This window comes from Natronomonas marina (assembly GCF_024298905.1).
In the GTDB taxonomy this organism is placed as follows: domain Archaea; phylum Halobacteriota; class Halobacteria; order Halobacteriales; family Haloarculaceae; genus Natronomonas; species Natronomonas marina.
This window is the reverse complement of the sequence record NZ_CP101154.1, coordinates 1,184,255-1,207,149: the sequence shown is the minus strand read 5'-3', so window position 1 is coordinate 1,207,149 and position 22,895 is coordinate 1,184,255. Positions and strand designations below refer to the sequence as shown.

General features: G+C 67.3%; 18 protein-coding genes and 1 tRNA gene. 12 read left to right on the top strand and 7 right to left on the bottom strand.

Features of this window, described 5'->3' with window-relative positions:
• Nucleotides 1-20: 20 nt before the first annotated feature.
• The 9 genes from NLF94_RS06495 to NLF94_RS06455 all read left to right on the top strand — a co-directional run bounded on the left by NLF94_RS06495 (nucleotide 21) and on the right by NLF94_RS06455 (nucleotide 9,650).
• Nucleotides 21-105, top strand: a tRNA-Leu gene (locus tag NLF94_RS06495).
• 431 nt (nucleotides 106-536) lie between these two features.
• On the top strand, nucleotides 537-2,375 hold the full coding sequence (locus tag NLF94_RS06490; RefSeq protein ID WP_254840655.1) for an ABC transporter substrate-binding protein: 1,839 nt from the start codon (nucleotides 537-539) through the stop codon (nucleotides 2,373-2,375).
• Nucleotides 2,376-2,502: 127 nt separating this feature from the next.
• Nucleotides 2,503-3,570, top strand: a complete 1,068-nt coding sequence (locus NLF94_RS06485) for an ABC transporter permease (protein WP_254840654.1) — start codon at nucleotides 2,503-2,505, stop codon at nucleotides 3,568-3,570.
• A gap of 2 nt (nucleotides 3,571-3,572) precedes the next feature.
• On the top strand, nucleotides 3,573-5,294 hold the full coding sequence (locus NLF94_RS06480) for an ABC transporter permease (protein WP_254840653.1): 1,722 nt from the start codon (nucleotides 3,573-3,575) through the stop codon (nucleotides 5,292-5,294).
• Nucleotides 5,294-6,640, top strand: coding sequence for an ABC transporter ATP-binding protein (locus NLF94_RS06475; RefSeq protein ID WP_254840652.1), 1,347 nt, complete (start codon nucleotides 5,294-5,296; stop codon nucleotides 6,638-6,640). Before NLF94_RS06480 ends, NLF94_RS06475 begins: the two co-directional genes overlap by 1 nt.
• The gene (locus NLF94_RS06470; protein WP_254840651.1) at nucleotides 6,637-7,974 is read left to right on the top strand and encodes an ABC transporter ATP-binding protein; all 1,338 of its coding nucleotides are present in this window, start codon (nucleotides 6,637-6,639) and stop codon (nucleotides 7,972-7,974) included. The genes NLF94_RS06475 and NLF94_RS06470 overlap by 4 nt, the downstream gene beginning before the upstream one ends.
• A gap of 9 nt (nucleotides 7,975-7,983) precedes the next feature.
• Nucleotides 7,984-8,430 (top strand): DUF7555 family protein, encoded by a 447-nt coding sequence (locus NLF94_RS06465; RefSeq protein ID WP_254840650.1) that lies wholly within the window; start codon nucleotides 7,984-7,986, stop codon nucleotides 8,428-8,430.
• A gap of 86 nt (nucleotides 8,431-8,516) precedes the next feature.
• On the top strand, nucleotides 8,517-9,065 hold the full coding sequence (locus NLF94_RS06460; protein ID WP_254840649.1) for a DUF7529 family protein: 549 nt from the start codon (nucleotides 8,517-8,519) through the stop codon (nucleotides 9,063-9,065).
• A gap of 66 nt (nucleotides 9,066-9,131) precedes the next feature.
• Nucleotides 9,132-9,650, top strand: coding sequence for a DUF5813 family protein (locus tag NLF94_RS06455; protein WP_254840648.1), 519 nt, complete (start codon nucleotides 9,132-9,134; stop codon nucleotides 9,648-9,650).
• Nucleotide 9,651: 1 nt separating this feature from the next.
• Here the strand turns inward: NLF94_RS06455 and NLF94_RS06450 are convergent, their stop codons facing one another.
• Nucleotides 9,652-10,911 (bottom strand): RNA-guided endonuclease InsQ/TnpB family protein, encoded by a 1,260-nt coding sequence (locus NLF94_RS06450; RefSeq protein ID WP_254840647.1) that lies wholly within the window; start codon nucleotides 10,909-10,911, stop codon nucleotides 9,652-9,654.
• Between the two features lie 414 nt (nucleotides 10,912-11,325).
• On the opposite strand from NLF94_RS06450, the gene NLF94_RS06445 reads away from it, so the two are divergent.
• Nucleotides 11,326-13,137: an ATP-binding protein gene (locus NLF94_RS06445; RefSeq protein WP_254840646.1), complete on the top strand. Its 1,812-nt coding sequence runs from the start codon at nucleotides 11,326-11,328 to the stop codon at nucleotides 13,135-13,137.
• Between the two features lie 258 nt (nucleotides 13,138-13,395).
• Here NLF94_RS06445 and NLF94_RS06440 read toward each other — a convergent pair whose 3' ends face one another.
• Complete coding sequence (locus NLF94_RS06440; protein ID WP_434085385.1) at nucleotides 13,396-14,271, bottom strand: KaiC domain-containing protein; 876 nt, start codon at nucleotides 14,269-14,271, stop codon at nucleotides 13,396-13,398.
• Between the two features lie 73 nt (nucleotides 14,272-14,344).
• On the opposite strand from NLF94_RS06440, the gene NLF94_RS06435 reads away from it, so the two are divergent.
• The gene (locus tag NLF94_RS06435) at nucleotides 14,345-15,157 is read left to right on the top strand and encodes an NAD(+)/NADH kinase (protein WP_254840645.1); all 813 of its coding nucleotides are present in this window, start codon (nucleotides 14,345-14,347) and stop codon (nucleotides 15,155-15,157) included.
• 119 nt (nucleotides 15,158-15,276) lie between these two features.
• Nucleotides 15,277-16,209: a GTP cyclohydrolase MptA gene (gene mptA, locus NLF94_RS06430; RefSeq protein ID WP_254840644.1), complete on the top strand. Its 933-nt coding sequence runs from the start codon at nucleotides 15,277-15,279 to the stop codon at nucleotides 16,207-16,209.
• 30 nt (nucleotides 16,210-16,239) lie between these two features.
• On the opposite strand, the gene NLF94_RS06425 is transcribed toward mptA, so the two are convergent.
• The 5 genes from NLF94_RS06425 to secF all read right to left on the bottom strand — a co-directional run bounded on the left by NLF94_RS06425 (nucleotide 16,240) and on the right by secF (nucleotide 22,790).
• Entirely contained in the window at nucleotides 16,240-17,640 is a 1,401-nt protein-coding gene (locus tag NLF94_RS06425) for a PAS domain S-box protein (RefSeq protein ID WP_254840643.1), read from the bottom strand.
• A gap of 117 nt (nucleotides 17,641-17,757) precedes the next feature.
• Nucleotides 17,758-18,564: a TrmB family transcriptional regulator gene (locus NLF94_RS06420; protein ID WP_254840642.1), complete on the bottom strand. Its 807-nt coding sequence runs from the start codon at nucleotides 18,562-18,564 to the stop codon at nucleotides 17,758-17,760.
• A gap of 74 nt (nucleotides 18,565-18,638) precedes the next feature.
• A complete protein-coding gene (locus tag NLF94_RS06415) occupies nucleotides 18,639-20,258 on the bottom strand; it encodes a DUF255 domain-containing protein (protein ID WP_254840641.1) in 1,620 nt (539 codons plus the stop codon).
• A gap of 46 nt (nucleotides 20,259-20,304) precedes the next feature.
• Nucleotides 20,305-21,936 (bottom strand): preprotein translocase subunit SecD, encoded by a 1,632-nt coding sequence (locus NLF94_RS06410; RefSeq protein ID WP_254840640.1) that lies wholly within the window; start codon nucleotides 21,934-21,936, stop codon nucleotides 20,305-20,307.
• A complete protein-coding gene (gene secF, locus NLF94_RS06405; protein ID WP_254840639.1) occupies nucleotides 21,933-22,790 on the bottom strand; it encodes a protein translocase subunit SecF in 858 nt (285 codons plus the stop codon). The genes NLF94_RS06410 and secF overlap by 4 nt, the downstream gene beginning before the upstream one ends.
• Between the last annotated feature and the right edge of the window lie 105 nt (nucleotides 22,791-22,895).

The following is a 22,895-nucleotide window of genomic DNA, read 5'->3' as shown; positions in this document are numbered from 1 at the left end:
GCTCCCGGATTCACGATCGCGCGAGGGTGGCCGAGTCTGGACAAAGGCGGCGGACTTAAGATCCGCTCCTGTAGAGGTCCGTGGGTTCGAATCCCTCCCCTCGCACTTATCGGTCGAGGAAGGTGAGAGCCCTGCGAGTGGCGGCGGAGTACGAAGCCGACGGACCGCAGTCCGGGGCCGCGGCGCAGCGAGGTGTCCGGTGCGTCTCGGCTCGGTTCGAATCCGGTGATCGAGCGATTGTGGCAGCAACAAACGAAGAGTGCGCACGTACGCGGGGGTTGCCGAGCAGCGGGGGGTCGTTCGTCCTGTCGATGTACTCACCTGTACATCGGTACTCACTCGTGGTAACGACAGCCATATCTGTCGATTAATAGGCCGGCGACCCGCCTCCGTGGAGCGCAAATTTCCGCGCAATACTCAGTCCCAATACCTAGTCATTTATAAGGGGCGAGGGATATGGAACGGACGAGATGACAGGGGATAGTAGCCTTTCCCGACGTAAGTTCCTCACAGCAACCGGCGGTACGGCGGCCGCGGTGGCCGTAGCGGGCTGTGGGCAAGGTAACGGAAACGGCGACGGCAACGGAAACGGCGACGGCAACGGGAACGGTGACGACCCGACCGCGACCGAGATGGAGGGCCCGGTCCTGGCCACGGAGGCCCAGAAGGCCCAGGACGCCTGGGAGAAGTACCAGAACAACCAGGCGCCCGACCAGGAGGAGGCCCGCAACGAGGCCTTCGTCACCGTCGAGGAGGCCGTCCGAGACGACATGGTACTCTTGCCGCTGTACCACCGCCTCGGCGAGCGGTTCTCCTACGACTGGGCCAGCGTTCCCAAGCGCGGCTCGCTGGGGAGCCACCGCCAGCAGCTCCAGAACGCCACGGTCGACACCTCCAGCGACCAGAAGTCGGAGAACGTCCTCAACCTCCGCAACGCGCCGATGTCGTCGCTGGACCCCATCCAGTCGACGGACACCGCGTCGGGTATCGTCATCGGACAGATGTACGAGAACCTGACGAACTACAAGAACGGCATCGCGACGCAGCTGGAGAACCAGCTGGCCACGGAGGTCGAGGTGTCCGACGACCTGCTGACGTACACCTTCACGCTCGAGGAGGGCGTCGAGTACCACAAGGGCGGCGAGGTGACGGCCGCCGACTTCGTGTACGCGTTCCGCCGGCTTGCGGAGTCGCCCAACAGCCAGCGGGCGAACTTCGTCCTCGACGAACTCGGCGTCGAACACGAGACGGAGACGGTGACGGTGACGCCGACGGCCGAGGACGGTGAACCCTCCGAGGAGGAGCGGCTCGTCCCCGGTTCGCTCGCGGTCGAGGCCACCGGCGAGTACACCCTCGAGATGACGCTGATGAGTCCCCAGCCGTTCGCGCTGGACATCCTCGCGTACGACTCCTTCGCCGCCATCCCGGAGGGCTACGTCGGCGACGTCGAGGGCTACGACGGCGAGGTCACCCAGGACGAGTTCTCGACGTCGGTCGCCAACGGCTGTGGGCCGTTCCAGCTGAACGAGTGGGTCCCGGACGACCACGCGCAGGTCGACCGCTTCGACAACTACCACGGCTCGACCGCGGAACTGGACTCGGTCCACTGGCAGATCATCTCCGACGACAACGCCTACTGGACCGCGATCAACGAGCGGAACCTGGACGTCTTCGGCATCCCGACGACGTTCTACAACCCGGACAACGTCGAGGCCGAACAGGACGACCTGGGCCGCCAGGTCGGTACGTACGGCCCGCTCGAGAACGGCGACACGGTTAACTACCTCGGCGTGCCGGAGCTGACGACCTTCTACGTCGCCTGGAACGTCCCGCAGGCTCCGAAGGCGGTCCGACAGGCCGTCGCCTACGTGACCGACCACCAGCAGCTCATCGACGAGGTGTTCAAGGGGCGCGGCCAGCCGGCCTTCAGCTTCACGCCGCCGGGCATGTGGCCCACCGGCACCGACGGCTACAACGAGTGGGTCGAGAACTGGCCCTACGCGCGCAACGAGACCGACCGCGAGTCGGCCACGCAGGTGCTCAACGAGGCCGGATTCACGTCGGACGACCCCTTCGAGATCACGCTGACGACCTACGACTCGGAGGTCTTCCAGCAGTTCGGCCAGATCACGCGTGACAAGCTCAGCGGGACCGGCGTCTCGCTGAACCTCGAGAAGGCGCCGTTCAACACGCTCATCAGCCGCGGACAGAGCGGCGAACTCGCCTTCTACTCGCTCGGCTGGATCTGGAGCTGGGTCTCGCCGGCCTACGGTCTTTTCGGCTTCGAGCCGAAGAACACCGACACCAGCACGATGCCCGCCGAGACGAACGGCTACTACCTCGACTGGCAGGTCGGCCTCGAGGACGAAGGCTAACTCGGCGCAGTCTCGCTTTTTCGTCTCCGACGCCCCGTCCCGGGGAACCGTGGCCCATAAGGTCATTGAACCTATACCCATCGGATAGCACAAATATGACCACTGCTACAGCAGCAAGTGAGAAGGCATGAGTCGCTGGCGATACTTCTTCAAGCGGCTCCTGCTGTCGATTCCCGTCCTCTTTTTGGTGATGACGCTCATCTTCGTCATCCTCAGGATGGGGCCGCTGGACCCCGTCGCCGCGATACTCGGCCCGGACGCCGGCGCGGCGTCCGGCAACCGGATACGCGAGCAGCTCGGTCTGAACCAGCCCCTCTGGAAGCAGTACGTCGACTACATGTGGAGCCTGCTGACCTTCGACCTGGGACAGTCGTGGGTCGTTCAGGAGAACCGCAAGGTCACCACCCTCCTCCGCATCTTCGGCCCGCGGACCCTGTGGCTGGGCTTTTGGGCCATCCTGCTGCCGCTTTTCGTCGGCATCCCGCTCGGCTTCTACGGCGGGCTCAACCCCAACAGCTGGGGCGACTACCTCGCCTCCTCGGGCGGCATCATCTGGCTGGCGATGCCGAACTTCTGGCTGTCGATCATGCTTCTGATGGTGCTTCGGCGGAGCGACGGGGGCGGGCTCTTCGGGTTCGACTGGTACACGTTCGGCCCGAACACCGAGTCGATAATCGGGTCGCCGCCGCTGGACTTCTTCGTACTCACCGACTGGGCGAGCCTCGGCGTCCTCTCGGTCCCGACGGGGGTGAACTTCGACCCCACGGGGCTGTTCGTGGCCATCAAGGTGATACTCCCGCCGGCCATCGTGCTGGGGTCGGCGTCGATGGCGACGGAGCTCCGGATCGGCCGGACGGCCATCCTGGAGACTATCAACTCCAACTACGTCGAGACGGCCAAGGCCAAGGGACTGCCGAGCCGCGTCATAGTTTGGAAGCACGTCTTCCGGAACGCGATGATCCCGCTGCTTCCGGTCATCACCACCGAGGCGTTCCTGCTCATCGGGGGGTCGGTCATCGTCGAGGTCATCTTCAACATCAACGGCATCGGTGCGCTGTTCTTCCAGGCCGCGACCCAGGGTGACCTGCCGCTGGCGGGCGCGTTGCTCTTCATCTTCACCCTGATAATCATCGGCCTGAACATCCTGCAGGACCTGCTGTACACGATTCTGGACCCGCGCGTGGGGTACGACTGACAATGAGCACGACCAACGACACGGACGACAGGCCGCTTCGAGAACGAATCGCTGAGAACCCGCGACCGGCGCTCGTGTGGCTGGCCGGCGCCCTGCTGTTGCTCGCCGCCGAACTCGGCCGTCTCGCCGGCGCGCTGGTGAAGGCGGGTGACGCCATCCTCTTCACCGTCGGTGGTCTCTCGACGGTGCCGAGCTGGGTCGCCAGCAACGTCGGGCAGACGCTCGGGGTCATCGTCGGCAGCGTCGCCTACTGGATCGCCATCCTCCTCATGCTGTTTCTCGCCGGGGTCGTCGTCAAGTGGCTATTCGTGCCGATATCGCTCGTCGGCCGGCTGGGAATCGACCGCAGCGCCGCCCAGGAGGAGATCCTCGAACGGGGAATCATCGCGGCGGTCATCGGGGTCTTCACCGCCCTGGTCGTGTTGACTCCATTCGGGGCGGTGTTCGACGCCGCGCTTGGCGCGCTGGCCGGTCTCGGGGACGCGGTCGCACAGTTGCCCTCGGTGACCAGCCGCGAGGTGATCCCCAACCAGGGGTACCGCGACCCCAACGGCAGCGGCTGGGAGGGCACGTTCCTCGGGCTGTCGCCGGCGTGGGCGTGGGCGCTCCGGGTGTTCGTCGTCTACGCCTACGCGTTCCTCGTTTTGGCGTGGGTCTGGAAGGGGTACAACGTCTTCCGGGACCACTACCGGGAGGCCGACTGGACGCCCCGCGACGACACCGTCAACCGATTCCGGGGCCACTACTGGGGACTCTTCGGTTTCGCCATCATCTTCGCGTTCGTCGTGATGGCGCTTTGGGCACCCGCCCTCGGTCCCGCGACGGCCCAGGAGAACATCTACAACCCCTACGAACACGAGGTCCAGTACGTCGAGGACGGCGAGGTCAAGACGACCACCCACGGAGTGGCAAACATCAACAGCCGCTCGCAGGGCGGCGACCAGAACGTCGGCCCGCTGAGCTACGACGAGTACAGCCGGTGGGCACCGCTCGGAACCAATCAGGCCGGCAAGGACATGGCGACGGAGGTGGTATACGGGGCTCGTACGTCGCTCTTCGTCGCCCTGCTCGCCATCGGGCTCGGGGTCATCATCGCGCTTGTGCTGTCGCTGGTGACGGCCTACTACAAGGGGCTCGTCGACCTCCTCACGATACTCACCAGCGACACCATCATCTCCATCCCGGCGTTCCTGCTCGTGTTGCTGTTATCGGTGCTGTTCAGGAAGGCGAACCACCCGATAATCGACATCTACGACGGTGGACTCCTGCTCGGACTCATCTTCGCGGGGGTGTACTGGCCGTCGCTGTGGCGCACGATACGCGGTCCCTCGTTACAGGTCGCCGAGGAGGAGTGGGTCGACGCCGCCAAGAGCTACGGCCAGAGCCCGTTCATGACGATGCGCAAGCACATGGCTCCCTACGTCGGCACGTACCTGATGATATACGGGTCGCTGCTGCTCGGCGGCATCATCATCTCGACGGCGGCGCTGTCGTTCCTGGGGCTGGGCATCGGCCGCCCGACCCCGGAGTGGGGCCGTATCGTCAGCGGCGGCCGGTCGTACATCTCGACGTCGTCGTGGCACATCTCGACCATCCCGGGCATCATGATCGTCTTCGTCGTCATGGGGTTCAACGCCCTCGGTGACGGCATCCGCGACGCCATCGACCCCGAGAGCGACATCGGTGAAGGTGGCGAGGCCGCGGCAACCGGTGGTGGTGGGTGATGGCGGTCGAGACGACCGTCGAGCGGACGGCCGAAGAGACCGACGCCATCGTGACCGTCCGGAACCTCCAGACGGCCTTCTTCACCCAGAAGGAGACCATCCGGGCGGTCGACGGCATCTCCTTCGACCTCACGCCCGGCGATACGGTCGGCATCGTCGGCGAGAGCGGGTCCGGCAAGAGCGTCACGGCCCGCTCGCTGATGGGGCTCATCGAGTCGCCGGGGCGGGTCCTCCAGGGGTCGAGCATCCGCTACCGCGACGTCGAGACGGTCCGGGAGTTCGCCGACCGCTTCCCCAAGCGGACCGTCGACGTCGCCTCGCTGCCCGACCGGGACCCGGAGGAACTGTTCGCGGATTCGTCGGTCGACGCCACGCCCTCGGACTTCGGCTACGACGAGGCGGGCGAGGCCTCCGTCGTCGACTTCGCCGCGGCGGGCTACACCGACGCAATCGACGGCGTCGACGCCAACGACTGCGTCTTCGTCACCGACGGGGACCCGGCGTCGCCGGCCGACATCCAGGACGGCTTCGTCGAGATCTCGCGGCTGGAGGGCAAGGCCCAGCGCGCGATGCGGGGCGGCAAGATAGCGATGGTGTTTCAGGACCCGCTGACGAGCCTCAATCCCGTCTACACCGTCGGCAACCAGATCAAGGAGGCGCTGGACCTCCACCAGGACATCAGCGGCCAGGAGGCGACCCGGGAGGCGATCAACCTGCTGGAAGCGGTCGGCATCCCGGACGCCCGCCGTCGGGTCAGGGAGTATCCCCACCAGTTCTCCGGCGGGATGCGCCAGCGGGCCGTCATCGCGATGGCGCTGGCCTGCGAGCCCGAGGTGCTCATCTGCGACGAGCCGACGACGGCGCTGGACGTGACCATCCAGGCGCAGATCCTCGACCTGCTGGCGGACTTACAGGCCGACCGGGACCTCTCGATCATGTTCATCACCCACGACATGGGGGTCATCGCGGAGGTCACCGACCGTGTGAACGTCATGTACGCGGGCGAGATCGTCGAGCGGGCCGACGCCGAGTCGCTGTTCGGCACCCCGAAACACCCCTACACGCAGGGGCTGCTCCGGTCGATACCCGGCAGCCAGTCCGGTGAGCGCCTCGAGACGATTCCGGGCAACGTGCCGACGCCGAACGAACCGGCCACGGACTGCCGGTTCGCGCCGCGGTGTCCGAAGGCCTTCGAGGAGTGCGAGCAGGTCCACCCGACCCACGTCCCCGTCGACGCCGACGCCGAGGGGCACACGGCGGCCTGCCTGCTGTACCCCGAGGGGATGCCGACCGACGAGGCGGTCAGACACCACATCGAGAAGCAGTCCGGCGGTGAATCACGATGAGTTCGGAAACACAGGCGACCGGACGGGTCGAATCGGCCGACGAGGAGGACGTGATGGTCCGGGTCCGCAACCTGCGGACCTACTACGAGAACGACTCGCTGTTCGGCGATCCGCCGGTCAAGGCGGTCGACGGCGTCTCCTTCGACATCCGTCGCGGCGAGACGCTCGGGCTGGTCGGCGAGTCGGGTTGCGGGAAGAGCACGCTCGGCCGGACGCTGGTCCAGCTTGAGTCGGCCACCGGCGGCGAGATCGAGTTCGACGGCCGGGACGTCACATCCCTGTCGGGCAAACAGCTCCAGCGGTGGCGGCGGAACGCACAGATGGTGTTCCAGGACCCCGACTCCAGCCTCAACGACCGAATGACCGTGGGGGAGATCATCCGCGAACCGCTGGATGTCCACGACTGGAAGACCCCGAAGGAGCGCCGCCAGCGCGTCCGGGAACTGCTCGATACGGTCGGGCTCCAGCGGGAACACTACTACCGGTACCCCCACCAGTTCTCCGGCGGCCAGCGCCAGCGAATCGGCATCGCACGGACGCTGACGCTCGAACCGGAGTTCATCGTGCTCGACGAACCGGTCTCGGCGCTGGACGTCTCCGTGCAGGCGGAGGTCATCAACCTCCTGGAGGACCTCCAGAACGAGTTCGGCCTCACCTACCTCTTTATCGCCCACGACCTGAGCGTCGTCAGGCACATCTGTGACCGCGTCGCGGTGATGTACCTCGGTCACATCATGGAGGTCGGCCCGACCGAGGAGCTGTTCACGGACCCGTCGAACCCCTACACGCACGCGCTCCTGTCGGCCATCCCCGAGGCGGACCCGACCGCCGAGAAGGACCGGATAACGCTGCACGGCACGCCGCCCAATCCGCGCTATCCGCCCGAAGGCTGTCCGTTCAGCACCCGGTGTCCGGCCCGCATCCGCCCCGAAAAGTACGACGACCTCGACGACGAGCTGTGGAGTCAGCTCAACACGCTCCGGGAGGCGCTCCGCGAGCGTGACCGCGCCGAACGGACCATCAAGGAGCGCTTCGGCGAGCTACTCGGGCGGGACCCCCGGTTCGGGACCATCGACGAGGTGTACGACGAACTGTTCGGCGACCTCGAGGTGCCCGAGGAGGTCCAGTCGGTCCTCGACGAGATCGCCGACCACGTCCGGAACAAGGACGAATCCAGCGCGCTCGCGCTGATCAAAGAGGAGTTCGGCGGGGTCTGTGAGGAGTCTGCCCCCGAGTACCACACCGTCAGCGACTCCGGCCGACAGAGCTTCTGTCACCGCCACACCGAGGAGTACCGCTCGCCCGAGCAGACGCTCGAGGACCGACACCACTGACGAGACTCGATGGAATCGATTCGGACCCGGGTCAGAACCGCCGCGCTGGTCTGTCTGGACACCGGCTCCTACGTGGCCGTCGTGGCCGCCGCGACGACGGTGCTCGCCTTCCTGTTCGGCATCGTGACCGGCGGCGGGTTCGTTCGCGCGAAGGCGCTTCTGTTCGTCGCGGGGTTCGGCCTGATGGCGTACTCGACGGCCCGGCTGTGGCCGACCTCGCCCGAGGACACCGACGGAGGCCGCATGCAGGGCGTCACCGCCGAGAACGGCCGGTCCATCCCTGCCCCCCACCAGCAGACCCGGTTCGAGGAGATGGCGCGCCGGCTGCCGCCGGCGCGGTGGGCGCGACTCCCGCCGGCCGACCGCCGGCTGACGCCGGCCGGCAAGCTGTTCTGGAGCAGCCTGGCCGTCCTCGTGGTGTCGTACCTGATGGAGAGCGTCTTCGGAATCGTGTAGCCGGCCGTCGACGCCGGTGTAGGCGGCCCGTAGCCGGCTGCCGACGAGGATTAAGAGTTATCCGGCCGCTCGCCGGAGTGGGGGACATGAGCTTCGAACAGGACAACGACGACGACAGGAAGGGCATGACGCCCACCTCGGACGCCGAACGGGAGGCCTGGGAACTGACCCACGAGGACATGGAAGCCATCGCGGCCGAGCGCCGCGAGGAGGGCTGGGAAGTCACGACCGCGACGGCGCTGCACACGAACCCCGTGGGCCGCAACACGGGCGAGGACCCCGAGCGGTTCGGCATCGAGTACATCGTCGCCGACAACCACGCCGACGACCTCCGGGCCGCCTACGAGCGGGCCGACGGGGAGTTCCCGGAGTTCGTCGTCTACCGTCGGGAGGTCGGTCCCTCCGTCTTCATCGTCGTCGAACTGATGGACCCCGACACGGAGACGGAGATCGTCGTCGCCGGACACTACGACGGCCGCCGCGCCGGCGGTCTCGCCAACGCGGCCATCGAGACCGGCGAGATGTACAGCTACGCGAAGACGCTCGACGGCACGGAACTCGGCTCGTTCTACCACGAGGAGTACGAACCCTTCTTCCCCGACGTTGAGGCCGCCGACGGCGACGACCCCGCCTGAGTCCGGCAGGGCCGTCCACGCTCCGTCACGACGGGCTTTTCAGCGACCCTCCCCTATCCGTTCTCGATGACCGACACGCCCCCCGAGCGGGCCGTCCGGGCCTTCGACGCCCACGACGCCTTCGAGCGCGACGGCGAGTGGTTCGCGGTGACGACGACGACCTTCGACGGCCGGGTGACCGCCGAGGCGACCGACGAGTGGGCGCTGTACTACACGCTGGAGGTGCGCGCGCCGACGCTCGCTGCGGCCACGGCCGACGAGGTGGGACCCGCCGTCGAGTCGGGGTGGTTCGACACCTACGAGCGCCGCCTGGAGGACGCGACGATGGCCGTCCGCGAGGACGTCGAACTCGACGAACAGCGGGTCTTCGAGGAGGCCGGCGACGCCGTCGCCGTCTTCGGCTTCGAGTGGGGCAACGCCGACCGCGCGCCCGACATCGCCAAGGCCATCGCCGAGTTCGTCGAGGGGACCTACGTGGAGGGCGTCGTCCCCGGCTACGAGTACGAACCGCCGGTCTCGGAGTTGCTCTCGCGGGCCCGCCAGTCCGGCGGCGAGGGCGGGGAGCGCGGCCCGATGCCACTTTGAGCTACCCACCGCTAAAGCGGTGGGATTCTTCAGCATGGACTCCCGTTCCGGCCGAAACCTCGGCAGGTGATTCATAGTCACCGTTCACGTTCAGCGTCCCGCTGTTCAAGCGCACGCCCAAGGGTGCGCCTTCGCCGCCCCCAGTTTGGTTGCGACGAAGATACCGCAGACCGATGTTCTTCGCGGCGTTGTAATCGGCGTGGTTTTCGTAGCCACACTTCTGGCAGTCGAATGATTCACTCTCGCGGTTGTCCGGATGGGTGAACCCACAGTGTGAACACCGCCGCGAGGTGTTCTCGGGGTCAACCTGTTCTACGCCGATGCCGTACTCTGCGGCTTTGTACTCGACGTATTCGTAGAGGCGGCGGAACGCCCACTCGTGGCCCCACGACGCACCAGTACGCTCACGAATGTCCGTCAAATCTTCAAACGCGATCACTGAACACTCGTGGTCGCGGGCTTCAGCGACTAACTCGTTTGATATTCGGTGAAGCGTCATTTTGAACCGGCCTTCTTCTTTGCGTCCGACTGCCTGCATATTCTCGTGTGCCCACCGTGTTCCGCACGCTTGCAGGTCCCCACGACGCTTCTCGTACTCTCGCCGCCAGTGGTCGAACTCGTCACCCGTCCAGAACGTGCCGGTACTGGTGACGGCGAGATTATTCACGCCGAGGTCAACGCCAAGCACCGTCCCGTGCGTGGTCGTTGCCTGTCCCGGCGTGTCAGCCTCCACGTCCGTCTTGCAGTGGATGTGAAGTTGCCACTCGCCGTGCTTGCGGTGTAACTCCGCCCCGGTCGTCTCGTACTCGTCGGAGAACAGGTATTCGCTATGGGGCGTGTCACTGTCTTCGTCTGGTAGCACATAGTCGGCTTCGATACGACCGTCTGTGGTGGCGAGGGACACGTAGTCGTCGTAGAACGTGGCGGTACGGTGGTCGTAGACGACGTGTGGCGAGGTCATGCGCGGCTTCGACGCCTTCTTTCTCTGTTTCCACCGCTCAACCACGCTCTTACAGGCTTCAGCGGCTTTATTTCGGGCGGCTTGGACAAGGCCTCCGTTGAAGCCATTTGTCGCTTCTCGCACATCATCGTAGGTCTCGTCGTTCAGCGTGGTCTTGCTGGTGGTGACGTACTCGCCTTGGAAGGCGTGGTCGACGACGTATTGAGCGCACCAGAGAAACGTGTCTACGGTGTCTTCGAGAAGCGCGGCATCGTCACTATCCACGTCAAGCGTGACGGGAACAGTACGCCGCACTTCCATATCTTATATGTACAGCCTGTGCTTCTTAAATACTGGGGAGTCAGCCTGCTACTGTCTGTTGGTTTGATTCCCAGTCGTCGGCTTCATCCCACCCCTAAAGGGGTGGGTTTTCGCCTCGCATTTTCTATAAACCCACGTTTTTGCACGCTCCGGCGGTTCGGCGCGTCAGCGCCGAACCCGCCTCCGCGGCAAAAACGTGGGTGTAAACATGCGCGCGTGCTCCTGCCGCGCTCTCCCTGCGGTCGAGCGCGTTAGTCCGCGCGCGCTACGGCGACTCGACGGCTCCGCCGTCTCGTCGCCGGGAACCGCGAGCGCGCCACCAGCGCGCTCGCGGATGCTGGCTCTCTGCGCCCGCTCCTCTACTTTTGCCCCGCCACGGGAGGGTTTTTGCCGGATGGCGACCACACCCCGGGTATGTCCGACCTGGGCGACTTCGCCAGCCACGACCCCGACGACTCCTCGGGGGGAGAATCCGACGTCGACGTCGAGACCGACGAGGACGACGACTTCGAGGAGGTGTCGGCCTCGCCGGTCGGGAGCGACCGCGGCATCGGGACGCTGTCGGCCTCCGAGGGCCTCGTCGTCAGCGAGGAGGCCGACGACACCTGCCTCCGGGCGTACGTCACCGTCCAGAACCGCTCTGCGGTCCGCATCGGCAGCTACCTCGTCGCCCCCTACCCCGATGGGGAGCGACTGTTCTGCCGCATCGTCGCCCTGGAGTACGCCCAGGAGTTCCGCTCGGACGACGCGACCGAGATTCACGCCCGGCGGGCGATGCGCCGGGACGACATCGACGAGAACGATTACAAGTTCATGGCGTCGCTGGAACCGGTGGCGGTGCTGTACACGGACGGCGAGACGGGCGGGACCGCCGACGATGGCGACCTCAAGCGCCGGATGACCGACCGAGTTCCCAAGCCGGAGACGGTCGTCCGGCAGGCCGAGGACTCGACCGAGATCAAGACCGGCCTGAAGATTCCGGAGGCGGGCGTCTTCCTGGGGCACCTCTCGGTCGGCGGCGAGAAGGTTCGCACCGCCGCCGAACCGCCGACCATCGACTACCGGCTGAAGGACGACTACGAGGCCGGCGACCCGCTCGTGTTCCGGCACACGCTCGTCGCCGGCGGCACCGGATCGGGCAAGACCCACGCCGCCAAGAACGTCCTCCGGCAGTACCTCGCCGAGGACCGCCGGTATCCCGTCGACGGCGGCCGAGAGGTCGCCCCGGCGGTCGTCCAGTTCGACCCGCAGGACGAGTACGCCCAGATGCACGACGACAACCCGACGATGGACGCCGCCGCCGAGCGCCGCCTCGAACGGGAGGGAATCGCCCACGGCGGCGTCGAGGACACGAAGGCGTTCGTCCCCAAGGTGGGCGACGCGACCTACGCGGCGGCCCACCACGGCGCCGAGCAGGTCGAGTTCACCATCCCCTTCGGGATGGTCGAAACCAACCCCTGGCTCATCGCCGGGTCGGACCTCAACGACAACCAGTACACCGCCCTGCGGTACCTGCTGAACCGCTTCTTCGACGGCCGCGACGGCGGCACCTACGAGGCGTTCATGTCGTTCCTCGACGACCCGGCGCTGAAGGAGGAACTCGACGAGTCCGGCCGGGTCCACGAGGCGACCTTCGACGCCGTGCGGCGGCGGGCCTACGGGTTCGGCGACGTCTTCGACGCCGAGGCGCGTCCCATCACGGAGATGGTCCGGGAGTTCGTCCGCCCGGGCGGCCTGACGACGGTCCCGACCTACCACATCAACGACTCCAGGGCGACGACGACCGTCGTCCTGGCGGTGGCCTCGCTGCTCGTCGACCAGAAACTCTCGAACGACCCGACCTACGAGCGCATCGAGGAGACGCCGCTCGTCCTCGGCGTCGACGAGGCGCACAACTTCCTGACGGACGCCGACAGCGTCCAGGCCAGGAAGGTCATCGGCAAGTTCGCCGAGGCCGCAAAACAGGGCCGCAAGGAGCGTCTCGGGCTCTTTCTCATCACGCAGGACCCCCAGGACATCGCCGACCCCATCTTCAAGCAGATCAACACCACCGTCGTGTTGAACCTCGGCGACGAGGACGCCATCTCGGCGGTCAACATCCCCTCGAACCTGGAGGGGAAGGTCCCCTACATGGAGAAGGGTCAGATGGTGGTGTACTCGCCGGACAACTCCGAACCGGTCGAACTCGTCGGCCTGTCGAACTGCGTGACGCGACACGGGGACTGACGGCTCCCTCCTCCCCAGATCGAAACGGAGGGGTGAGATTCAACACGATTTCCCGGGTACGAAGCCAGTACCAGTGAGCGTCCAGTTGGAGAATCACCGTCGGTCGCGCGGCGACGAGCGAACGCAGTGAGCGAGTCGCCGTAGCGCCCGACGACTACCGCGCCGGCGAGCGAAGCGAGGCGGCGCGACTGGAGGAGGGCGCGCATATTTTCCCCACGTTTTTGCCGGCGCGCCGGAGGCGCGCCGTGTAAAAGTGGGTTAGAAGATGTTCGCCTGCCGGTACACCGAGATGCCGTCGCTCGTGATCTCGTAGGGCTTGGTCTCCCGGGAGTGGTTGGCGTTCCGTATCTTCTGGATCTCGATGGCCAGTCGCGTCTCGCGGAACTCCGAGCGGACGTACTGGAGGACGAAGACGCCGTCGGTGAGGTACTCGATGATGCCGTGCCGGGAGGCGTAGGGGTTGCCCTGGGCGGCCTCGCTGGTGAGCATCGTCGTCACGCCGGCCTGCTTCAGCGAGCGGGTGAAGTCGAAGATTTCCGTCCGGCGCTCGGCCTGGTTGTCGTACATCATCTCCAGAAGCGAGACGGAGTCGAGCACGAGTCGTTCGGCCTCGAAGGCGTCGACAAGCCGGGGGAGGTCCCCGCGGATGGAGGTGAGGCTGTTGGCCATCTCGATTGGGTCGAGGTCGACGATGGCGAGTTCGTCGGACTCGATGTACTCGTCGAAGGGCCACCCCTTCTCGGTGGCGGCCTGGATGACGTCCTCGCGGCTCTCCTCGAGGGTGATGTAGATGGCCTTCTGGTCCTTCTCGAGGCCACGCTGGAGGTACTGGAGGCCGAACGTCGTCTTGCCGGTCCCGGCGGCGCCCATGGCGACCAGAAGCGAGCGCTCGGGGATGCCGCCCTGTATCATCTCGTCGAGGCCCTCGATGCCGAGGTCGATGCGCGGGATGTCGGACTCGAAGTCCTCCTCGAAGCCCTCGCTTCCGGTCCCGCCCTCGAAGGCCGAGGCGAAGTCGTCCTCGAAGAGGTCGTCGTCGTCGAGGGAGTCGCCGCCGGCGTCCTCGAACCAGTCGTCCTCGTTCCCGCTCATGTTCGGCCCCGGCGTGCCTCGCGCATACGGGCCGTTGGACATACGGCAACGTTAATGTTACCCGTCAGGTCCGGCTTCGGGTGGCTTTTGTCCCTGGACGGAGAAGGGAGGTTCGATGCACGTCGGCATCGTCGCCCAGCAGGGAAACGCCCGGGCTGCCGAACTCGCCGACCGGATCCGCCGGAACGTCGAGGCGACCGTCTCCGTCGACGAGGCGACCGCGGCGAGTCTGGGGTGTCCGGGAACGCCGGTGGGCGAACTCGGCGAGTGCGATCTGGTCGTCTCCATCGGCGGCGACGGGACCTTCCTCTTTACCGCCCGGGAGGTGACGCCGACGCCGGTCATGGGGGTCAACCTCGGCGAGGTCGGGTTCCTGAACGTCGTCTCGCCCGAGGAGGCCGTCGAGACGGTCCGGCGGGCCGCCGAGCGGTCCCGCGAGGGCACCCTCGACTGCCAGGAACTGCCGCAGATACGGGCGACCGGCGAGGGGTGGACGCTGCCGGCGGCCGTCAACGAGGTGGCGGTGCTCGGCCCCCGACGGGGCCGGAACAACGGCGTCGGCATCGAGATACGGGTCGACGGCGCGCTCTACTCGGGGAGCCACGCCGACGGTGCGCTGGTCTCGACGCCGACCGGGTCGACGGCCTACAACCTCAGCGAGGGCGGGCCGCTGGTCCACCCGGCGGTGTCGGCCTTCGTCGTCACGGAGATGTGTGCCGAGGGACCGATGCCGCCGCTTGCGGTGCCGACGGACGCCGAGGTGACCGTCCGGGTCGAGGCGGCCGATCACGCCTTCGTCGTCGCCGACGGCCGGACCCGAGAACGGGTCACTCCGCCGACGAACGTCCGGCTACGACGGGCCGAGGAGCCGGTCCGGATCGCCGGGCCGCCGCTGGAGTTCTTCGCCGCGCTCGGGAAACTGGAGTGAGACGCGTGCCGGCGAAGCGAGCCGGAGGGTGAGACGCGCCGCCTGCCCGCGAACCCCGCCGGTTTCCGGCGCTTCCCCTTTCGAAAGCCCTAACGTCGACCGAACCCACTTAAATCACAATGAGTCAACAGCTGCCGGACGTGCAGGCGTCCACGCCCGACGTGAGCGTCGGCCTGAACCGGGTCGGGGTGACGGGCGTCGAGAAGCTCGTGAAGCTCCACCGGCCCGAGGACCGCCCCATCGTGCTGATGGCGGAGTTCGACGTCTTCGTCGACCTGCCGAGTTGGCGGAAGGGAGCGGACATGAGCCGGAACATGGAGGTCGTCGACGAGATGCTCGAGGAGGCGGTCTCCGAGCCGGCGATGGCCGTCGAGGACGTCTGCGGTGACGTCGCCGAGCGCCTGCTGGAGAAACACGACTACACGACGCAGGCGGAGGTCCGCATGGAGGCCGAGTACATGATCCGCGAGGAGACGCCGGCGACGGGCCGGCCGACGCAGGCCACCGCCGACATCGTCGCCTCCGCGACGGCGACCGAGGAGGGCACCCGCGAGGAGGTCGGCTGTCAGGTCGTCGGGATGACGGTCTGTCCGTGCTCGCAGGGGATGAGCGAGTCCCGCGCCCGCGACGTCCTCCAGGGGCTGGACGTCGATCGGGACACCATCGACCGGTTCCTCGAGGAGGTACCGCAACCGGGCCACTCCCAGCGGGGGCACGCGACGCTGACCGTCGAGACGGCGGGCGATCCGTCGGTCGACCTCAACGACCTCATCGAGATCGCCCGCGACTCGATGAGCGCCCGGATCTACAACCTCGCAAAGCGACCGGACGAGGACCACATGACCTTCGAGAGCCACAGCGACGCGAAGTTCGTCGAGGACTGCGTCCGTGCGATGGCCGAGGGGCTGGTCGAGGCGTACCCCGACCTGCCGGACGACGCCGTGGTGCGGATGGAGCAGTCCAACGACGAGTCGATCCACCAGCACAACGCCCACGCCGAGCGGGTCGCGGAGTTCGCCCAGCTGAAGCGGGAAGTCAACGGCGAGGACTGAGCGGGAGCCGGCGGTTCCGGGGACGGTGCGCTATTCTGCGGGGCGAGGCAGGTCGATGGTGACGACGTTCCCGTCATCGCCTGCTCGCCGGAATCGAATCTCACCGTCGGAGAGATCGACCACCAGGTAGACGAGCCACAGGCCGAGCCCCGTGCCGTGGTTGAGGGCGGTCGGCTCGGCCTCTCCTATCAGGGGCTCGTACTCGTTGCTCGGGATGGGGGGTGCGTTGTCCCGCAGCGTTATCTCGACCGCGTCGCTCTCCTGGTCAATCTCGACCTCGACGTCGATCGTCGGGTCGCAGTCGGCGTGCTCGGCCGCGTTCTCGAGCAGTTCCACCAGGGCGCGTCGGAGCGACGGGAGCGCGACGACGTCGGCCGCGTTTGCCCCCTCGATCGTGATCGAGCAGCTCGGGTGTGACTCCCGGATCTCGGCGGTGACCTCCTCGAGGAGGGCGACAACGTCGATCTGCTTCGGGTCGTCGAACCCGAAGAGGACGTCGATGATCTCCCGTTCCTTGGCCGCCGTATCGAGCAGGTCGTCGGCGGTCTCGAGGACGGTCGCCATCTCCTTGGCGACCGCCGCTCCGCCCTCCGTTCGGGCGAGTTCCGCGTGGCCCATGATGACGTTCAGGTCGTTGCGGATGTTGTGCCGCAACAGGTTGTCCATCACGCGGAGCTGTCGCTCGCGGCGCCGCCGGTCGGTGATGTCGCGGGCGAAGCCGGCGATCCTGGTGACCGTCCCGTCCTCGACGACGGGACGAGCCTCCACCCACACCCAGCGGCGGTACCCCAGTTCCGGATTGACGCGGTACTCGATGTCGGTCGCCTCGCCGGCGGCGACACGGTCCATCGCGTCGAGGACGCGGGGTCTGTCCTCCGGGTGGATGCCCGCCATGAAGTGGTGGGGGTCCTCGCGGAGTCGCTCGACGGACTGTCCCCAGATGTCCTCGTAGGCGTCGTTGACGAACAGCAACTCGTTCCAGTCGCCGTCGAACATCCAGAGGACGTCGGCGGCGTTGGCGGCCAGTTCCCGGAGCCTGTCCTCCGTCAGCCGTCTGTGCCGTTCGGCTCGCTTCCGGTCGGTGACATCCCGGGAACTGACGACGTAGCCCTCGATGTCGGGGACGGTGGCGTTCGAGAGCCGGCTCTCGAGCCAGACCCACTCGCCGTCGGCGGTCCGGTGGCGGTACTCGGCGGTGGCGGTCGTCGGCTCGTCGGTGGCGACGAGCCGCTCGAACCGCTCGGTGATCTCCTCGCGGTCCTCCGGGTGGATGTAGTCGGGGGCGTGTTCCCCGACGAGGTCTGCGGCCGGTATCCCGAGGATGCGTTCGCTGGCGTCGTTCGCGTACCGGTAGGTCCCCGACTCGTCGATGACGACGAGCAGGTCCCGGACGTGCTCGAGCAGCGCGGCGGGCTGGGCCGGGTCGTCCATCGTGTCGGGTTCGTGTCGAATTTGTGATGGCCCGTCTTTGGTGTTGCGCCTGGCTCGCCGGTCGTGTCACCGCGGGACTCACGCGTCGCCGGGGCCGTCGGGGACGCGGCCGGCCGGTCAGAAGCTCAGTTCGTCGGCGGCGTCCCACCGCGGCTCGAACTCCGTGCGGACGTTGCCGGCGAACTCCCGGTCCTTGAGGTCGATCATCGCAAAGACCTCCTGGCTCTTCAGGGGGTGGGGCACCTCGATGACGACCTCGCTTTCGTCGACGAGGGTGAACGTACCGGAGACGTTCTCGCTGGTGCGGACCGAGAACGTGTCGTGTTCCATCAGCGACTCCTGGTAGCGTTCGCCGATGGACTCCGGGAGGATGGGCACGAGGTCGGGCCGCATCAGGAGTCGGACCTCGACGCCGCGCTCGAGGGCTCCGGCGAGTTCGTCGAGGATGAGCGTCCCGACCGTGTCGATGTCGAAGAACTGCTCGGTGTAGGTCGAAAGCACCATCACGATCCGGGACTCGGCGGCCGAGAGCCGCTCGACGAGCAGGTCGACGGTCTCCTCCGGCCCGACGGCGGCCGTCCAGAACGTCTCCTCGACGGGTTCGGCGGTCTCCAGTTCACCGGTGAGGTCGTCGACGATCTCCTCGTACTGGTTTGCCTTCTCCTCGAGTTCGCGCTTCTTGTCGTCGAGCAGTCGGTCGAGGGCGGTCGTCGGCTCGACGGCGACGTACTTCTTCGGCCGGGAGGCGGATTGAGAGCGGACGAGGTTGTACTGTTCGATGCTGTTGAGCACGTCGTAGATGCGACCCATCGGAACGTCGCTGACCCGTGACAACTCCTTTGCGGTTGTCGGACCCGTCTTCAGGAGAGCGCGGTACGCACGAGCCTCGTACTCGGACAGGCCGAGGTCTCTCAGACTTGCCATTGTTCACTGTCTCCACCCCGGGGATTATAAACGCACCGCAAGTTTACGAGCGGTTTGAGTTGTTGTCGGCGCGGTTACCCGTCGGCCGGGTCCTCGGCGGCGCGGTCGAGCAGTTCCTCGGGAGTCGTCGCGGGCGCCGTCGCCTCGCCGCCGCGGACGACGACTGCGTCGGCCCGCTCCCCGGGCACGACGACCTTCTCGTGGTCGGCGATGCGGAGCGCGGCGCGGTGGAGGTCCGTCCCGGCCGGCGGCGTCCGGACGACGAGCGGGTCGTAGTGGGCGCGGGCGCAGGCGGCGGCGTACCCCGCGGCCTCGACGCCCATCCGGTCGTAGGCGCCGGCGAAGGCCGCCAGGGTGTCGACGGCCGTCTCGCGGTACCGCTCGGTGCCGGTCAGCGCCCACAGGTCCAGCAGCGCGTCGGCCATCTCGGCGTTGGTCTCCAGCGGGCGGAGCGGCCGCTCCAGCAGGCCGGCGCCGGTCGGTTCGCCGTCGAGGAAGGCCCCGCCCTCGTCGACGAGGCGGTCGATCGCGTCGTCGGCGACGGCGCGGGCGGGGTCGAGCCAGCCGTCGGGGCCGGTGACCTGTGCGGCGGCGGTGAGACCGGCCAGCACGCGGGCGTGGTCGACGAGCAGGCCGTCCTCGCTGTCCTCGCCGTCGAAGTGGGCGACGCGGCCCTGCTCGACGAGCGTCTCCAGGACGTACTCGAGGGCGCGCTCGGCGTAGCGTCGGGCGCCCTCGTGGTCCGTGAGGGCCGCAAAGCGGAACAGCGCCTCGCAGGCCAGGCCGTTGCGGTCGGCCAGCACCGTCGCGTCGACGGCCGGGGGCTCCGTCTCCTCGCGCTCGGTCGGTTCCAGCAGGTAGTAGTCGCTTTCGGCCTGGCTCGCGGCGAAGGCCTCGCCGGTCCAGGCCGTCGTCGTCAGGTAGTCGACGGTGCCCTCGGCGGTGTCGCGGTAGGCGTCCTCGCCGGTGTAGAGGTAGCCGGTCGTGAATGCCCGGACCAGCGCCGCGTTCTCGTCAGTCAGTTTCTCACGGTGCGGTTCGCCCCACCGGCGGGTCTCGGCGAACCGGTAGAAGCCGCCGCCGTAGGTGTCGTGCAGGTGCGTCCGGACGGCTTCGAGGGTCCTCGTCGCCCGCCCGCGGTCCCGCTTGCAGGCGAACTCGACGGTCCGGGCCAGCGGGAACTTCGCGCCCGACCCCCACCCGCCGAACTCCTCGTCGAAGGCGGCGGCGACCTGCTCGACCATGTGGGCCTCGATCTCGGCGGTCACCTCGCCGGGTGGGGTCTCGGCGTCGGAAAGCGAGCGCGGCACCCGGCCGGCCGCCGCGCCCTTGGCGTCCCACGATTCGCGGACCCGGTCGAGTACCTGCCGCAACCCATCCGTGCCGAGGTACGTCGCCCCGGAGAGCACCTCGCCGTCGGGGGTCAGGAAGGCCGTCGTCGGGAAGCCGCCCATGTTGTACCGCTCGCGGACGCGGGGGTGGCGGTCGACGTCGACGCGGACGGGGACGAAGCTCTCGCCGACGTTGGCGGCGAGTTTGGGGTCCGAGTAGGCCTCCTCGTCCATCCGCCGGCACCACTCACACCACGGCGCGGTCAGCGAGAGCAGGACGGGCTTGCCGGCCCGGTCGGCCGTCTCGAAGGGGTCGGGACCCCACTCGTGCCAGTCGACGAGGGTCCCGTCTCGGAAGGTCATACCGGCCGTTTCGGCGGGACGAGGGAAAGCGTGTCGAAGTGGGCAGTCAGTCCCGTCGGCGCAACACGAGCACCCGGAGGATGTCGCCGTAGGCGGGCCGGGTGATGAGGACGCCGACGAGGACGCCGACGATGGTGACGATGGCGAACCCGCGGAGGTCCCCGAGCGACAGGACCGCCAGCGGCGACATGGCGATGATGGTCGTCGCGGCGGCGGCCCCGATGACCCAGAAGGCCTTCCGGAACCGCGATTCGAACACCTTCGAGGTCTCGATGTTGCCCCGTTGCATTATCTCGTCGGCGATTATCACGAGGTCGTCGACCCCCGTCCCGATGACGGCGATGAAGCCGGCGATGTGCGATAGTTCCAGCGGCAAGCCGACCGCGGCGGCGAAGCCGAGCAGGACGTACACCTCCGCGGCCGCCGTCAGCACCATCGGCGCGGCGACGTCGGCCCGCCGGTACCGGAAGAACACCATCAGCGAGACGGCGACGACGGCGGCGGCGCCGGTCAGAAGCGACAGCGGCTTGAACTGCTGGGCGAGGCTCGGCAGCAGGAAGAACGTCGTCCCTTCCTCCAGGTCGAGTTGGGTCGGCAGCGCCCCGACCTTCAGGTTGATCTCGAGTTCGCGCGCCTCCTCGAAGTTGGTCGTCTGGGTGATGTACCCCGGGTCCTGAACGAACTGACCGCTCCTGAAGGAGCTAGCGAGGTCGTTGCCCACGCTCGCAGCGTAGACGACCTCGCCGTCACGGACGGTGAGGAGACAGCGGCCGGGGCTGCTCTGTCTGTTCTCCTCCAGCGACTGATTGAGGTCGTAGTTACACCGGGTTCCGCCCTGTCGGTCGAAGCCGTACTCCTGCATCGCCGACTGGAACCCCGGGGCGGCCTCGTCGGTCAGCGTGACCGGGACGAACGGCGGGTCGTTGCCCTCCGGAATGGTGGCCTGGCCGACGTTTGCGAAGTCCTCCTGTGTCGTGAGGTTGGCCGTCCGGTACTCGGTTTCGTTGCCCGTCTCGACGGGGTAGAGTGCGACGGTCTGGACGAGCCCCTGTTCGCCGATGAGGTCGAGGACGTCCTCGCGGTCGGCGCCGGGCACCTCGACGAGGATGAACGTCTCGCCCGGCGACGTCGCCTGCGTGACCGTGCCGCCGCTGAGGCCGCTGCGGTCGATCTTGCTGCTGAGGACGTCGACGGCGTCCTCGCGGGTCTCGGCGGTGACGCCCTTCCGGACGTCGTCCTGGCTGGCCGAGAGATCGGCCGCCTGCAGCGCGGCGGCGAACTCCGCCTGGGTGACGTTGCCGTTGTCCGCGTCGACGAACACCTCGACGGTGCCGTCCCGGGGGTCGGCCCGGACGTCGCCGGGACCGATGTCCAGTTCGGCCTGGAGCGTCTCCTCGATTTGGCCGGCCTGGTCGGCGTCGAACGTCAGGCCCTCGGCGGTCATCCCGACCAGCGGCGCCCGGACCTGGGTGCCGCCGGCCAACTCGAGACCGAACCGGAGGTTGGTGTACTCGGAGGCGGTCGACTGGGGGGCGGCGCTCCCGTTCGTCGCGTTCGTCGCGTTCGTGTCGCCGCCGGGACCGCCCGCGCCGAGCGGCGCGAAGATGGCGACCGTACTCACGACGACGAAGACGACCAGAAGCCAGATACGCCAGTTCTCCCTGATATTGAGTTTCATTTCGCTATTGCCTCGTACTTGTAGTAGCGCAGCAGGCTCACGTTGAGCAGGTAGGTGTTCATCAGGTCGGCGGTGAGGCCGAACACGAGTACGATACCGATTTCGGGCAGCAGCGGGATACCGAGCAGCGTGGCGGCGACGGCCATCACCACCATCGCGGCGATGGAGGTGATGGTCATCGTCACCCCCGTCCGCATCGCCCGGAAGGTCGCGGTGTAGAAGTCACCGCGCCGCCGGATGACGTGGTTGTTCAAGAGGAGATCGGAGTCGACCGAGTACCCGATGAGCATCAGCAGCGCCGCGACCGTCCCGAGCGACAGCTGGATGCCGAACAGCCGCATCAGCGCCAGCGGTATCATGATGTCCGAGAAGGCCGACGCCACGACGGCGATGGAGGGGATGAACGTCCGGAACATCAGGAAGACCAACGCGGCCATCCCGGCGAAGGCCACCAGCAGGCCGATGATGGCCTGCCGCTGGGAGTCGGCGGCGAAACTGGCCGACCGCTCGCTGATTTGCGGGACTTCGTAGCCGGCCTCCTCGGCCTGCTGGGCCAGCGGGTCGGCGTCGTCCGTCTGGAACGTCAACTGGTAGGTGTTCTCCTGTGTCGCGATGGGCGTCAGCGACTCGATGTTCTCGTCGAAGGTGGCCTCGATTTCGGCGGGCGAGTCGTCGGTGACGATTCGTAGCTCCGTGCCGCCGGTGAACTCGATCCCGAGCGGCACCGGCGAGCCCACCATCACCGTTGCGACGGCGAGCACCCCGATAGAGAGCGCCAGAAGCGCCAGCGGTACCGCGACCAACTGGCGGTTGGTGTAGTCGGAGTAGTCTACCTTCAGTACCGACAGGTCCATGAATCCCGGTGTGCGTGCCCCGTGAATAAGGGTTGTCGTTTGTGCGTCGAAACGGTCCGAGGCGGCGCTCTCGGGCGGCGCGACTCGCCGCCGGCCGCGTCCCGA

Excerpts from the sequence above, each read along its gene's own strand:
- NLF94_RS06485 (WP_254840654.1), top strand. The coding sequence starts at position 2,503 with ATGAGTCGCTGGCGATACTTCTTCAAGCGGCTCCTGCTGTCGATTCCC.
- NLF94_RS06480 (WP_254840653.1), top strand. The coding sequence starts at position 3,573 with ATGAGCACGACCAACGACACGGACGACAGGCCGCTTCGAGAACGAATC.
- NLF94_RS06475 (WP_254840652.1), top strand. The coding sequence starts at position 5,294 with ATGGCGGTCGAGACGACCGTCGAGCGGACGGCCGAAGAGACCGACGCC.
- NLF94_RS06470 (WP_254840651.1), top strand. The coding sequence starts at position 6,637 with ATGAGTTCGGAAACACAGGCGACCGGACGGGTCGAATCGGCCGACGAG.
- NLF94_RS06465 (WP_254840650.1), top strand. The coding sequence starts at position 7,984 with ATGGAATCGATTCGGACCCGGGTCAGAACCGCCGCGCTGGTCTGTCTG.
- NLF94_RS06460 (WP_254840649.1), top strand. The coding sequence starts at position 8,517 with ATGAGCTTCGAACAGGACAACGACGACGACAGGAAGGGCATGACGCCC.
- NLF94_RS06455 (WP_254840648.1), top strand. The coding sequence starts at position 9,132 with ATGACCGACACGCCCCCCGAGCGGGCCGTCCGGGCCTTCGACGCCCAC.
- NLF94_RS06450 (WP_254840647.1), bottom strand. The coding sequence starts at position 10,911 with ATGGAAGTGCGGCGTACTGTTCCCGTCACGCTTGACGTGGATAGTGAC.
- NLF94_RS06445 (WP_254840646.1), top strand. The coding sequence starts at position 11,326 with ATGTCCGACCTGGGCGACTTCGCCAGCCACGACCCCGACGACTCCTCG.
- NLF94_RS06440 (WP_434085385.1), bottom strand. The coding sequence starts at position 14,271 with ATGTCCAACGGCCCGTATGCGCGAGGCACGCCGGGGCCGAACATGAGC.
- NLF94_RS06435 (WP_254840645.1), top strand. The coding sequence starts at position 14,345 with ATGCACGTCGGCATCGTCGCCCAGCAGGGAAACGCCCGGGCTGCCGAA.
- mptA (WP_254840644.1), top strand. The coding sequence starts at position 15,277 with ATGAGTCAACAGCTGCCGGACGTGCAGGCGTCCACGCCCGACGTGAGC.
- NLF94_RS06425 (WP_254840643.1), bottom strand. The coding sequence starts at position 17,640 with ATGGACGACCCGGCCCAGCCCGCCGCGCTGCTCGAGCACGTCCGGGAC.
- NLF94_RS06420 (WP_254840642.1), bottom strand. The coding sequence starts at position 18,564 with ATGGCAAGTCTGAGAGACCTCGGCCTGTCCGAGTACGAGGCTCGTGCG.
- NLF94_RS06415 (WP_254840641.1), bottom strand. The coding sequence starts at position 20,258 with ATGACCTTCCGAGACGGGACCCTCGTCGACTGGCACGAGTGGGGTCCC.
- NLF94_RS06410 (WP_254840640.1), bottom strand. The coding sequence starts at position 21,936 with ATGAAACTCAATATCAGGGAGAACTGGCGTATCTGGCTTCTGGTCGTC.
- secF (WP_254840639.1), bottom strand. The coding sequence starts at position 22,790 with ATGGACCTGTCGGTACTGAAGGTAGACTACTCCGACTACACCAACCGC.